The sequence below is a fragment of the Leptospira dzoumogneensis genome, from assembly GCF_004770895.1.
GTDB lineage: Bacteria > Spirochaetota > Leptospiria > Leptospirales > Leptospiraceae > Leptospira_B > Leptospira_B dzoumogneensis.
Genome location: NZ_RQHS01000005.1, coordinates 115,001 through 128,959, shown reverse-complemented (window position 1 = coordinate 128,959; position 13,959 = coordinate 115,001). Strand labels below are relative to the sequence as shown.

At 42.1% G+C, this 13,959-nt stretch carries 12 protein-coding genes; 2 read left to right on the top strand and 10 right to left on the bottom strand.

All coding sequences use genetic code 11. The features are described 5' to 3' along the window. Positions 1-3: 3 nt before the first annotated feature. On the bottom strand, positions 4-2,592 hold the full coding sequence (gene leuS / locus EHR06_RS01895; RefSeq protein WP_135755467.1) for a leucine--tRNA ligase: 2,589 nt from the start codon (positions 2,590-2,592) through the stop codon (positions 4-6). Between the two features lie 282 nt (positions 2,593-2,874). After that, positions 2,875-3,063 (bottom strand): PIN domain-containing protein, encoded by a 189-nt coding sequence (locus EHR06_RS01890; RefSeq protein WP_033271995.1) that lies wholly within the window; start codon positions 3,061-3,063, stop codon positions 2,875-2,877. A 302-nt stretch (positions 3,064-3,365) separates the two neighbouring features. Between EHR06_RS01890 and EHR06_RS01885 the strand changes: the two genes are divergently transcribed. Beyond that, the gene (locus tag EHR06_RS01885; protein ID WP_135755466.1) at positions 3,366-4,085 is read left to right on the top strand and encodes an ABC transporter ATP-binding protein; all 720 of its coding nucleotides are present in this window, start codon (positions 3,366-3,368) and stop codon (positions 4,083-4,085) included. Next, the gene (locus EHR06_RS01880) at positions 4,082-6,622 is read left to right on the top strand and encodes an ABC transporter permease (protein ID WP_135755465.1); all 2,541 of its coding nucleotides are present in this window, start codon (positions 4,082-4,084) and stop codon (positions 6,620-6,622) included. The genes EHR06_RS01885 and EHR06_RS01880 overlap by 4 nt, the downstream gene beginning before the upstream one ends. 125 nt (positions 6,623-6,747) lie before the next feature. On the opposite strand, the gene EHR06_RS01875 is transcribed toward EHR06_RS01880, so the two are convergent. From EHR06_RS01875 to hrcA, 8 genes are all read right to left on the bottom strand, one after another. After that, positions 6,748-7,035, bottom strand: coding sequence for a hypothetical protein (locus EHR06_RS01875; protein ID WP_135755464.1), 288 nt, complete (start codon positions 7,033-7,035; stop codon positions 6,748-6,750). A 9-nt stretch (positions 7,036-7,044) separates the two neighbouring features. Then, positions 7,045-7,557: a DUF2721 domain-containing protein gene (locus EHR06_RS01870; RefSeq protein ID WP_135755463.1), complete on the bottom strand. Its 513-nt coding sequence runs from the start codon at positions 7,555-7,557 to the stop codon at positions 7,045-7,047. Position 7,558: 1 nt separating this feature from the next. Continuing rightward, positions 7,559-8,113, bottom strand: a complete 555-nt coding sequence (locus EHR06_RS01865; RefSeq protein WP_086447857.1) for a YqgE/AlgH family protein — start codon at positions 8,111-8,113, stop codon at positions 7,559-7,561. A 9-nt stretch (positions 8,114-8,122) separates the two neighbouring features. Then, the gene (locus EHR06_RS01860; RefSeq protein ID WP_135755462.1) at positions 8,123-9,082 is read right to left on the bottom strand and encodes a Gfo/Idh/MocA family protein; all 960 of its coding nucleotides are present in this window, start codon (positions 9,080-9,082) and stop codon (positions 8,123-8,125) included. A 21-nt stretch (positions 9,083-9,103) separates the two neighbouring features. After that, positions 9,104-10,222 (bottom strand): molecular chaperone DnaJ, encoded by a 1,119-nt coding sequence (gene dnaJ, locus EHR06_RS01855; RefSeq protein ID WP_135755461.1) that lies wholly within the window; start codon positions 10,220-10,222, stop codon positions 9,104-9,106. Between the two features lie 7 nt (positions 10,223-10,229). Continuing rightward, entirely contained in the window at positions 10,230-12,164 is a 1,935-nt protein-coding gene (dnaK, locus tag EHR06_RS01850; protein ID WP_135755460.1) for a molecular chaperone DnaK, read from the bottom strand. A 95-nt stretch (positions 12,165-12,259) separates the two neighbouring features. Further along, complete coding sequence (grpE, locus tag EHR06_RS01845) at positions 12,260-12,835, bottom strand: nucleotide exchange factor GrpE (protein WP_425269473.1); 576 nt, start codon at positions 12,833-12,835, stop codon at positions 12,260-12,262. A gap of 9 nt (positions 12,836-12,844) precedes the next feature. After that, positions 12,845-13,879, bottom strand: a complete 1,035-nt coding sequence (hrcA, locus tag EHR06_RS01840; RefSeq protein WP_135755458.1) for a heat-inducible transcriptional repressor HrcA — start codon at positions 13,877-13,879, stop codon at positions 12,845-12,847. Positions 13,880-13,959 lie beyond the last annotated feature (80 nt).

Here is a 13,959-nt window from a genome sequence, read left to right as displayed (position 1 = left end):
AAATCACCCGACTACTAAGTTCACCAGTTTTCCTGGAACATAGATCTCTTTTCTAATCTGTTTTCCATCCAAGAAGACTTGTACCTTATCTAAGGATTTTGCGATCTTAATTGCTTCATCCCCTGCAATCTCTTTCGCTGCTTTGAATTCTGCTCTTAACTTTCCGTTTACCTGGACTACGATCAATATCTCATCGTCCGTCAGATACTTCTCCTCATAACTTGGAAAACCTTGGTAGGTTAAAGAATCTGATTTTCCCGCTAAGGACCAAAGTTCTTCCGCCAAGTGAGGAGCAAATGGAGCGATCAAAAGTAAGAACGGCTCTAGGATCTTACGAGGTCTACGTTGGCTTGGAGTTAACTCGTTCACAAAGATCATCAACTGAGAGATAGCAGTATTGAATGAGAAATTATTAATATCATCATCCAGTTTTTTGATAGTTCTATGAAGTATCTTTAATTCGTCTTCGTTCGGTTCGATATCTTCCAAACGGAAAGATTCTTCTGCACCCGAATGATATAATCTCCAAACACGATTTAAGAAACGGAATACACCTTCTACACCTCTGGTGCTCCAAGGTTTTACCATTTCGAACGGTCCCATGAACATTTCAAAAAGACGTAAACTATCCGCTCCGAAATTCGTAACAACTTCGTCCGGATTGATCACGTTCCCTAAGGATTTGGACATTTTTCTTTTGTCCTCGCCTAAGATCAGACCTTGGTGAACCAATTTTTTGAAAGGTTCGGGAGTGGTTACATAACCTAGATCGAATAATACTTTATGCCAAAAACGAGAATAGAGTAAGTGAAGAACAGCATGCTCCGCTCCACCCACATAAAGATCCACTGGCATCCATGCCTTCTCAAGATTTGCATCTACAAACTTGTCCGGATTTTCAGGATCAATATAACGCAGATAATACCAACAAGAACCTGCCCATTGAGGCATAGTATTTGTTTCTCTGGTCCCGATCTCACCAGTTTCAGGATCTTTATACTTCAACCAATCTCCTGCTAAAGCAAGAGGAGATTCTCCCGTTCCAGAAGGTTTAAATTCAGATAAATTAGGAAGTTCTAATGGAAGTTCCGACTCAGGAATTGCTTTTGTAACTCCGGAAGGATAATGGACTAAAGGAATAGGTTCTCCCCAATATCTTTGGCGAGCGAATAACCAATCTCTTAGTTTGAATTGTGTCTTTCTTCTTCCGATTCCCTTCTTCTCTGCCCAATCAGCAGTTTTAGAAAAAGCTTCCTTATATTTCAGACCATTGATAGAAATTTCGGAAGAAGAAGAATTGATACAAATCGATTCTTTAGAATCAAAGGCACCTTGAGAGAGATCTCCTTCGATTACAGGTAGGATATCCAACCCGAAAGCTTTTGCAAACTCATAGTCTCTTTGGTCGTGAGCAGGAACCGCCATAATAGCACCGGTTCCATAGCCATATAAAACATAATCACCGATCCACACCGGGATCTTTTTAGAAGGATCCGCAGGATTTAGAACATAAGCACCAGTGAACACACCTGACTTCTCTTTAGAAAGTTCCGTTCTATCCAGATCACTCTTTAAAGCGGAAACCTTTTTGTATTCCTGTATCTTCTCCCATTGTTCTTTGGTAGTAATCGAATCCACCAAAGGATGTTCCGGAGCAAGCACCATATAACTTACTCCAAATACGGTATCAGGACGAGTAGTATACACCTTGATCCCGTTTTGAGGAGAAGAAGGATCAAAAGGAAATATAAGCTCCAAACCTTCACTCTTTCCGATCCAGTTTTTCTGCATTTCAAGAGTAGAACCGGGCCAAGAGACTAAAGAAAGATCTTCTAATAATCTTTCTGCGTATGCAGTGATACGCATCATGTACTGTCTCATAGGTTTACGAACTACTTCGTAACCTTTACCAACCCATTCTTCTACTTCTTCGTTTGCCAAAACTGTTCCAAGACCTGGGCACCAGTTTACTGGAATTTCCGCCTGATAAACTAAACGAAATCCGGAAAGAACGATTTCTTTCTTTGCGTTTGAAAATTCTTTCCAATCTTTAGCGGAGAAGGTTTCGAGGTCCTCAAATCCTTCCGAACCTTTGGATTCGAATTTTTGCACCAATTCGGCGATTGGTTTAGCTTTAGAAGCCTGGAAATCATACCAAGAATCGTATAATTTCAGGAAGATCCATTGGGTAAATTTGTAATATTTCGGGTCTGTGGTGGAGATTTCCCTGTCCCAGTCATAGGAAAGACCGATCAATTTGATCTGCCTTCTGAAATTGTCCACATTCTGCTTAGTAGTGATTGCAGGATGGATCCCGGTCTGCATTGCGTATCTTTCCGCAGGAAGACCGAACGCATCCCAACCCATAGGATGTAAAACTTCAAAACCCTTCATTCTCTTGTAACGAGAAATAATATCCGTGGCTGTATAACCTTCCGGGTGACCAACGTGCAATCCCGCACCGGAAGGATAGGGAAACATATCTAAACAATAGAACTTCGGTTTAGAAGAGCGTAGATCCGTTCGAAAGGAAGAATTCTTTTCCCAATAATCTTGCCATTTTGATTCAATTTTCCGAAACGGATAGTCCATACCGTGAAGTTTTTTCCTTAGGCCTAGAATCCAATTCTTTTTTGTTATACTGGAAGGCGATTCTAGAGCTGAAAATCTTGAATAAGAGAGGTTTCCTTCTTTTTAGGAAGAAAAAGGGCATTAGAAATTGTTACTAGAAGAAGTGTTTTTAAATTCTAGGGAACCTTAGAGTTGAATTCGGGTCCGAAATGAAGAAAGCCGGAGGGAAACCGGCTTTCTCTGGGAGTGAAATTCTAAGCTCTTGCTTAGAAAACGGACAAAAATATTGGATGAGATTCTGACTTATTTACGTACTGAGTCAATAACCTTGATAAGTCGACGAAATGTTTGGTTCAAACAATCTCGACATAGGTCGTACTGAAAGAGATTCGGTGTTTCTTTACCGCATCCCTTGCATGTATATTGCTTACTTTGCGCTTGTGTAAGTTCCGCTTCTTCTTCGTTCAAATCCGTCACTGCTAATAATTGCATTTTGCTCCCAGAAAATTCCATCGAATGTCTTTTTATTTACGGAGTGTAAATAAGTCCGAAGATTGATACTTGCTTTCGGAACTTCTCTCCGTACGTCGAGAGTTACTTTATAAAATCGGCTCACTCTAGAGTCAAAAAAAATTAGGTTGGAAGTTTGTGAAAATGACTGCAATTTTTTTTAAAAAAATTCTGAGCGCGGTTTTATTTGGAATAGATTTTCAAGTGTGGTTTTTTTCAGGTAGAAATTAATTTCCTGTCAAGTGCCGAGTTTAGGTCAGTCAAAACGAAAGGAAGGTGATCAGTTGTTATCAATATCAGGATTAAACAAGTCTTACACAGTTGCAGACCAAACATTTAATGTATTAAAAGATGTTTCATTCCAAGTAAAGTCCGGAGAATTCGTTGCAGTGATCGGTCCTTCCGGTTCAGGCAAGTCTACATTGCTCGCCGTTTCGGCCGGATTAGATAAAGCCGATTCAGGATCCGTACTTCTGGATGGAATATCTCTATTTGATAAGTCGGAAGACGAATTGGCAAAGATCAGAGGAGAAAAAATAGGATTTGTATTCCAAAATTTTCAACTGATCAAGACGTTAAACGCCTTAGAGAACGTTTCACTCCCCCTTGCTCTGACGACAAAACTTTCAGAAAAAGTAATACATGAAAAAGCAATGTATTGGCTGGAGAAGGTAGGTATCGCGCATAGAGCGCATAACTTTCCAAGCCAACTTTCAGGCGGAGAAGAGCAGAGAGTGGCGATCGCTCGTTCTTTTATACATGAACCTAAACTTCTTTTTGCGGATGAACCTACTGCAAACTTAGATAAGAAGAATGGTGAAAATATAATGTCCCTTCTCAAGCAACTAAATAGAGACCGCAAATCCACTTTGTTAGTTGTTACTCATGATCCTAAGGTTGCCTCCATGGCGGATAGGATCTTAGAAATGAGAGACGGAGTGATTTTGAGCGGTGCAAAGCCTAAAACTTCCTCTAAGAAAACAGTATCTAGGAAGAAAAAATGAATATTAGATTTTTTCTAAGGGTAATGTTCAGAGAGATCTTTTCTAAAAAGACTTCTTCCTTACAGATCATACTTGCAATCACAATCGGGACTGGAGCTGTACTTGCAGTTCATTCTTATAGGGACCAATTTACCTCTTCTATCATCAGAGAAGCCAAAAACATCATGGGTTCGGATCTGGTGGTTACGAGCCCTTCTCCGCTTACCTCTGAACAAACAGCGTTTCTTTGGAAGGAATTGCCAAAAGGAAGCAAATTATCCGAATTAGTACAGTTCCCTTCTATGCTCCGAAACCCTGATTCCCAGGATTCCAGCTTATCTTTGATCAAAGCAATCCAAGGAGATTATCCTTATTTTGGCGAATTAGAAACCGAACCTAAAGGCCTTTTTCGCAAATTAAAACCGGGTGAAATACTTTTAGAAAGCGGGCTGATCAAAAACTTAAAGCTTAAGATAGGCTCCAAGGTCCAATTAGGAGAAAGTAACTTCGTATTAAAAGGGAGTATCTTAAAAGAACCGGGAATGGCGGGGAATTTTCTCTCCATGGCCCCAAGTTCCATTATAAAAAAGGGATCTTTAGCGGAAACAGGATTAGAGCAGAGAGGTTCTAGGATCAGTTACCAGGTGCCGATCCTTCTACCAAACGGAACGGACGCAAGTGCATTCAAAAAGAGTAAATTTTCAGAATTCGCCAAAAACGATCTGATCCTATACGAAAGTACGGAAGCAAATTCAGGATCCCAAAAGTTCCTTACGAACACATTAGATTTCTTTTCCTTATTGGCATTATGCGCATTCTTCTTGGGAGGGATCTCTATCCTTCTTACAAGCAGAGCGGTTGTAAGAGCAAAATCCTCTACATTCGCAGTGTATAAATGTTTAGGAGCCGGACCGAACTTAGTTTTAGGTCTTGTACTTTCCGAACTTCTAATATTATCCACGATCGGAGCGATATTCGGATTTTTATTCGGAAGTTTTTTACAAACTCAGATCCCGAATATGGCGGATAAGGAATTCATTTTTGAACCGAAATTAATCCCGGATCTAAAAGCATTTTTCTGGGCTTTTGTTCTAGCTTGGGTAGTTCCATTGGTTTCCGCTTGGGAAAGTCTTTCCGCTACGAGAAACCTAAGTCCGATGTATGCTCTTAAATCGGATTTTGCAAATGAACTTTCTTCCGTTCCGAAACTGAAATTAAAACAATCCATCTCGTTCATTGCAGTGTTCGGATTATTTTTTGTATTAGCTTGGTGGGAAACCGGAGATTGGATCAAAGGGTTGATACTTTGTGCAACTCTACTCTTCTTACCTGTGGTTGTTTATCTCGGGATTTTAGGGATCCGTTTTGCGATCCGGTTTTTATTACAAAGATCCGAATTCTCCGCAAGTGTAAGAATGGCATTAAGAAAACTAGATAGACCTAGAACAGGACTTTCTTGGGTTTCTGTAGGACTTGGTTCTTCCGTTTTCGTTCTATTGCTCAGCATTTTTCTAAGCGATAGCTTATTAGAGTATAGCGGTGCAAAAGATAAGGAAAGAAGACCGAATATGTTCGTGTTGGATATACGACCGGAACAACTGGAAAGTTTCCAACAGACGGCCGAGAAATATAAAGTAGAAAAACTTTTAACCGCACCTGTGATCGGAGCAAGGCTCACTCATGTAAACGGAGAACTTGTTAAAAAGGAAGATATGGAACTTTCCGCTCTCAGAAGAGATTGGAGATCCACTGCAAGGACCAGAGAATATTTCTTATCTTATAGGGAGAATTTATACCCCACTGAAAAAGTTACAGATGGAGATTTTTGGAGAAAGGGAGAAGAGGATCAAATCTCGGTTGAAAAAGAATTTTCTAAAAACTTAAAAGTGGATCTAGGAGATAAACTTTCCTTTTCCATTGGCGGGGTAGAAGTCACCGGAACCATTCGAAATTTCAGAACGGTCAACTGGTCGGACATGAGACCGAACTTCGTGGTCCTATTTTCAAAAGGGATTTTGGAAAAGGCTCCTAAGTTTTACTTAAGTTCGTTTTTATTGGGATCTTCCGACTCCAGATATTCTCTCCAAAAAGAATTATCGAATGAATTTCCGAATCTTACGATCGTAGATACCGAAAAGGCAGTTCAATCTTTCTTAGGAATTTTAGAAAAGATGTCCTTTGCGATCCGTTGGATGACGGGACTGATCGTTCTATCTTCTCTTCTATTGATACTTTCTTCCTTAGAATTAAGTAGAAAGGAAAGATTAGAAGAAACTTCTCTTCTTCGGATCATTGGCGGAACCAAAACATTCTTACGAAAATACTTTCTGGCGGAGTCTTTACTTTTAGCGAATCTATCTTTCGTGTTGGCTTTTGTTTTGGTTTGGGGAGTTTCTTCTTATATGTCTGAGATCATATTCGAAATACAGGCAAGTATTCCTTGGTTAGAAATAGGTATCTTTTATATTTCTCTGAATATCGCAGTAGTAGGAATGTATTTCGGTGCCTTAAGAGGCGAATGGAAAAGAAGTCCTACTTTATATCTGAAGGAAGTTTAAGTTAGGACCGGTCGTCGAATATCGAACGGCCGGGTTCACTAGATAACGGTGCAGAATGGTATGGGATGCGCCTGTAGTGTGGTGAATGGTGCATCAGTTAGAAAGCGCCTGTAGGATGAAATAAATTATTTCCGACCGGCAAGTAGATCTGCCGGTTTCAAATCAACTCTCACAGAACAAACCTTATAATTAGAAGCGGTCGGACAGGCCGCGGTTCCTGTGATCTTACATCCCTTAGTCTCACAACGTTTTCTTGTGTCGAAGGAATCGGATCCTGAAAATCTGCAATAGTCCCTGCAAGCATCCGAACTATTTACGGAACAAAGATAACAACCGTCTGCAGAAAGATTTTGGATAAATCCGGCAGAGCCTAAAAAGAATATGATAGAAAGTGAATATAAAACCTTTTTCAAATAGGACTCCTATCTTTTGGAGGAAGGACTGTCGGACTTCTTCTCCACTTTATCTTCCAGAAATTCCGCAAATTCTATCTGGCCTTGGATAAAATTCAAATTATAACGGCTTTCGTACAGTAAAAGACTGCTTGCTATAAACAAAAAAATCCCGCCGATCAAAGCGAGTCCGGTAGCAATCCAAGACGCCGGGCTCGATATAGCTACTATAATCCCCAGACTCAAACTGGAAGAAACAAAAAACAAAGTCGCAGTATAAAGTGCAGCCATAGACCTTTGGATCAGATTCGCTCTTTTCTTTTGGATCTTTAATTGTCTTCTTAGATATGCTTGTCGTTCTTCCGGAAAAGAAAGTTTTCCGTCCACGACACCTTCTATCTCATTTTTGAGTAAATTAACTCGATCGAATATTCTACCCAAACGGTTCGCAGTAGAAAAGATCAAACTCGCACTGGCCGAAATCAAAACGGCCGGAGTGATCATGCCGGCTAAAATTTCCGTTCCGATCAAAGAAGAGATCATCTTAGTTCAACATCGGATCTTTAGTATGTTCCACGAAATACTTATACAATCCACCTTTGCTCTTTAAGGCTTCCTGCCAAGTTGCCTCCGGATCTTCAGTAAAGATCCACTCAGCATTCGGATCGTGAACCACCCAAGATTTACGTTCCATCTCACCCTCTAATTGAGAAGCTCCCCAACCGGAATATCCTTGGTATACGTTAAACTTTGTTTTATCAGGATGTTCTAATAGTTCCACCAGAGCTTCGAAACTTCTGGCAAGAAACACACCGGGGATAACTTCGATCCCGGGTTGTTTTAATTTAGGATTATCATGAAGAATAGAAACAAACGTAGGATCAACAGGGCCTCCGGAATAGATCGGAGAAGAACCGTCGATTCCTTCCGGAATTCCTTGGATCACTTCGCTCAATGCGACATCCATCTTCTTATTCAGCACAAGACCGAATGCACCTGATTGATCGTGTTCCACCATTAGGATCACCGTACGATTGAAATAATCCGTTACAATAGATGAATTAGAGATTAATACTTTCCCGCTGAATCCGTTTTCCATACTACCCGATCAGTTTTTATGTATCTCTTTCAAAATTCTGTACGCGATTTCCAGAGTTTGGATATCGGATCTTCCATCCACTAAAGGTTCCGTTTCTTTCAGGATACATTTTACAAAATGTTCATGTTCCTGTTTTAAAGGATTATCCTTGTGAACAAAGATCTTTTCAACGATGGATTCTTGGCGATATTTGATCTCTCCGGTCCTAAGCAGGATGTCCGAAGTCGCTTGCCTATGAAGCTCGATCTCTTGGTCGCTAAAATCCAATGTGATGTACACGTCTTTCTGAGTGATATTCAGGGTCCGAATTTTGGATTGTGTATTTCTGCTCGCGGAAATATTCGCGATCGCGCCGTTCTCGAAATGGAGAATAACGGATGCAATATCTTCGTGACCGGAAACCACTTTGGTCCCCACTGCACTTAGATATTTGACGGGAGATTTTACAAGATTCAAAACGATATCTATATCGTGGATCATCATATCCAGAACTACTCCCACATCCTTAATTCTAGGATTAAAAGGGGCTAGTCTTCTGGATTCGATCAATAAAGGTTCAGTCACGATCTTTCCGAGTTCAAGAACCGCTCCGTTAAAACGTTCAACGTGACCTACTTGTAAGACCAAATTGTTTTTAGAAGCAAGATCCACTAGCTCTTTTGCTTGTTCTAAAGTTTCTGCGATCGGCTTTTCCACCAAAACATGTTTTCCTGCAAGAAGCGCCTTCTTACCGATTTCATGATGTAAGAATGTAGGCACAGCGATGATCACAGAATCAGTATGTTTGATCAGATCGTCTACAGTGGAGAAGGCGGAAGTTTTATGTTTTTCCGCCATCTGAGATGCTCTTTCGGAATCGGAGTCGTAAATACCGATCAACTCCGCATCGCTTAATGTTTTCGCCACGTTAACGTGGTATTGGCCCATATGGCCTGTCCCGATTACTCCGATCTTGACTTTGTTAGTCATGAAACTTCCTTTTTGTGGATATTACTTATTCGTAAAAATTTTACCCTTGGAACCGGAAACGGATTCTCCGGACTCACGGGCAAATTCTTCGATCAATTCTCTTTGTCGTCTAGTCAGTTTTTTAGGGATCTCGATGCGAACGATCACATGTTGGTCCCCTTTTCCATATCCGCCTAGATACGGAATTCCATGACCTTTCAAACGGAACACCTGGCCTGACTCGGTTCCTTCCGGAATTTTCATCTTCACCTTTTTGCCGTCTATGGTTGGGACTTCGATGTCCCCGCCTAAGATTGCTTGAGTTAGGCTGATCTTTTTATTCAAGATCAAGTCGTTTGCTTGGCGTTCGAATAATTCGTGTTTCTTAATATGTGTTACCACATATAGATCACCATGAGGACCACCGTTAGGTCCTGCTTCCCCTTCTCCGGAAACTTTTAGTCTGCTGCCGGATTCGATACCAGGTGGGATCTTAATATTGATGGTACGTCTTTTTTCTACCAGGCCTTGTCCATGACAGGTCTTGCATGGATTAGAGATGATTGTTCCTTTTCCACGACAAGTACCGCATGTAGTTGCAACGGAGAAGAATCCCTGTGATCTACGTATCTGGCCTGAGCCGCCGCAGTCCGGACAAGTAGCAGGAGTGCTTCCCTTGTTCGCACCGGAACCTCCGCAATCTACACAGGTTTCTAGTCTTGGAATTTCGATTTTATATTCCCTGCCAAGAGCAGCGTCTTCGAGGGAAACTTCTAAATTATAACGAAGGTCTGAGCCACGTTGAGGACCGGATCTGCGAGCGCCGCCTCCAGCTCTTCCTCCTCCGAAGAAGTCGCCGAAAATATCTCCGAAATCACCGAAGATATCGGAGAAGTCAGTATATGCTCCTCCTCCAAATCCGCCTTGAGCGCCTGCACCCACTCCGGCCTTGCCGTACTGGTCGTACATGCGGCGTTTATTAGCGTCCCTTAAAACTTCGTAGGCCTCGGTAGCTTCCTTAAATTTCTCTTCAGCAGCTTTATCACCCTGATTCTTATCGGGGTGATATTTAATAGCTAACTTCCGATACGCGGACTTGATCTCTTCATCAGTCGCGGATTTGGAAACTCCGAGGATATCGTAGTAACTTTTGTCACTCATGTCTTAGTTACTTTTTCTCATCGTCCACTACGGTATAGTCTGCGTCCACGACCTTTTCTCCCTTAGCCTGGGAATTGTCGGCACCTTCTCCTGGTCCCGCACCGTTAGGTCCTGGTCCTGCTTCCTGACCCGGAGCCCCTTGAGAATAAATTTTGGAACCTATCTCCGAAGCTCTCTTAGTAATGGACTCTTTCGCAGCGTTGATACGACCGATATCGCCTGATTCGATCGCTTCTCTTGCACGTTTGATCTCGTCATTCGCCAATTGTTTTTCGCTGTCCGAAAGTTTATCCGCAGCGTCCGTAACCGCTTTTTCCAAAGAATAAGTGATCGTATCTAACTCGTTCTTAGCTTCTACAAGTTCTCTAGCGGCCTTGTCTGCAGCAGCATGTGCTTCCGCGTCTTTTACCATTTTAGAGATCTCGTCTTCGCTTAATCCGGAAGAAGATTCAATACGTATCTTTTGTTCTTTACCGGTTCCCAGATCCTTTGCGGAAACATGCACGATACCATTCGCATCGATATCGAATGTAACTTCGATTTGAGGAACTCCTCTAGGTGCAGGTGCGATTCCGATTAGATCGAATCTTCCGAGTGTGCGGTTACCTGCAGCCATATCCCTTTCTCCTTGGAGAACATGGATAGACACTGCATTTTGGTTATCCGCAGCGGTAGAGAACACCTGAGATTTTTTGGTTGGGATCGTAGTGTTTCTTTCGATCAACTTGGTCATCACGCCACCCAAAGTCTCTATACCGAGTGAAAGTGGAGTTACATCCAAAAGAAGAACGTCTGAAACTTCTCCCGCTAAAACTCCACCTTGGATAGCGGCACCGATTGCAACTACTTCGTCTGGGTTTACGGAACGATTCGGTTCTTTACCAAAAATTCCTTTTACAAGTTCTTGGACCGCAGGGATACGAGTGGATCCTCCCACTAATATCACTTCGTCGATGTCGGAAGCTTTTAAGCCTGCATCGCGTAGAGCGTTCTCACATGGAATACGAGTTCTTTCCACCAAACGGCTGGTCAACTGATCGAACTTAGCTCTAGTCAGATTCATATCCAAGTGTTTCGGTCCGGTTGCATCGGCAGTGATGAACGGAAGGTTCACTTGAGTGGACATGGTTCCGGAAAGTTCGATTTTCGCCTTCTCCGCAGCTTCTTTCAAACGTTGAACGGTATTCTTGTCTTGAGAGATATCGATCCCGTACTGCTTTTTGAATTCTTCGATCATCCATTCCATGATGACCATATCGAAATCGTCCCCGCCTAAGTGAGTGTCACCGTTAGTGGATTTAACTTCGAATACTCCGTCACCCAACTCAAGGATAGAAACGTCGAAGGTTCCTCCTCCTAAGTCGTAAACTGCGATTTTTGCGTTACTCTTCTTCTTATCGAAACCGTAAGCAAGCGCAGCAGCGGTAGGCTCGTTAATGATCCTTTCCACTTCCAGACCGGCAATTCTACCTGCGTCCTTAGTAGCCTGACGTTGTTCGTCATTGAAATAAGCAGGAACAGTGATCACTGCTTTGGTCACTTTTTGACCCAGATAATCTTCTGCAGTTTGTTTCATCTTTTGAAGAACACGAGCAGAGATCTCTTGAGCAGTGAACTCTCCGGTGGCAGTTTCGAATTTTAATCCGTCATTACCACTTTTGATCACTTTATAGGAAACGTGCTTCATCTCTTGTTCGATCTCGTTGAATCTGCGTCCTATAAATCTTTTTGCGGAACGAATTGTATTAACCGCATTCGTAATTGCTTGGTTCTTGGCGAACTGGCCTACCAAAGTTTCTCCCTTAGCGGTAAAAGCAACGATAGACGGAGTAGTTCTAGCACCTTCGGAGTTCTGGATTACTACAGGGTCCCCACCTTCCATAACGGAAACGCAAGAGTTTGTGGTCCCTAAGTCGATTCCGATAATCTTCTCTTTTGACATTTTGGTTTCTCCTTCCGCCACTGGATCCTTCCTCGGCGGTTATTCATGATTTAATTCGATTTACTCAAGGCGACCTGCGCCTAAGGCCCAAAGCATTAAGCTTTGGGTTTTCCGATTCTCACCCTTGCAGGTCTTAAGGAGAACTTATCTTCATTTTCCTTAATATAGAATCCTGCCTGATATACTTCGATCACAGTTTCCTCTTTGTATTGATCCCCTTCTTCGGAAGACAATGCTTCCATCAAAGTCGGATCAAATGCCTCTCCCTGAGGATATTGTCTGAACACGTTCGATCTTTCTAATACGGAATAAAATTCCTTTAGGATCATCGTTACTCCGTCTACGAAAGGTTTCACTTCTTCCGTAACGTTTGCACCGGAACCTACACGATCCAAATTATCGATAGGGCTCAAAAACTCAGTTACCAAAGATTTGACCGCTTCTCTTTTTATATTAGAGAATTCTTGTGCAGATCTTCTTTTATAATTCTGGAACTCGGCTCTTTCGCGAGTCCAAGAATCTTTTAAAGACTCGATCTCTTTTTTCGCAATTTCCAATTCCTTGCGTAAAGTTTCCTCTGCGCTTTCCGGTTTTTGGGATCCTTCCGAATTTTCTCCGGTAGGCGTTGCGACCGCTTCTTCTTGACTCATCTCTCTATCATTTCCTTGCATGGTTCATTACTACTTACTAATACGCGTGATCATCTCCGAAACCAGTTTCGAAGTAAAATCCACAAGTGGAAGGGCTCTATGATAATCCATCCGCTGAGGACCTATGATCCCCATAGCGCCTATCCGTTTTTCTCCCATTCTATATCCGGAAGTGATGATACTCACTCCGCCCATTCTTCCGTCTCCGTCTTTTCCTATGACGGTATAAACTCCGTCATGTTCGGAATAATCTCCGAACATCCGAGTAAGGAATCTTTTATCATCCAAAAGCGAAAGGACCTGGTTCAACCTTTCCTCTTCGTCTTCGTCCTTAAATCTTCCGTATAAATTCTTGAGACCATCTATATACAAAGACACTTCGGAATTATCCGGCGTCATCGCGGCGGAGATCACTCCGGACACTTTATAAAAATCTAATGGTCCGTCTTTTCTCAGCAATAGGGAAGGGATCACCTTCTCCTGGATCTCGAACATATCATAACCTTTCGCGTTATCGTTCAGATATTTCGAGATCTGATATAATTCCTCTTGGCTATAATTCCGATCCAAGAATACGCTGCGGTTCAGCACCGCTCCGGATCTCATTACCATGATCATCAGGACCTCGTCCCCATGGACATGGATCAGTTCCACATGTTTGAGAGTGTCCAGACTTTTGGCCGGCCCTAAAACAACACCCGCAGAATTGGAAAGACTAGCAAGAACACTCGCAGTCGCCTTTAGTATCTGATCCAGTTTGAACTGCATCTTCAGGTATTCTTCCTGGATCCTTTGTTTTTCCTTAATGGTTAACTCATAAAGAACCACTAAAGAATCCACATAGAATCGATAACCTATCTCTGTCGGGATCCTTCCCCCCGAAGTATGGCGAGAAGCAAGATACCCCATCTCTTCCAGTTCTTTAAGAACAGTACGTATAGAAGCCGGGGACAAACCTATATCATGTTTGTCGAATAAGGTTTTAGAGCCAACAGGACGGTTTTCTTGGATAAACTCGTCCACAGTGGCCTTTAGGATCATCCTATGTCTTTGGGATAGTTCCATATCTATTCTTATTGGCACTCTGCAAGTTAGAGTGCTAAAATACCTCTCAAGTTTCCGAAATATTCTAAAAAAGTCAAGAA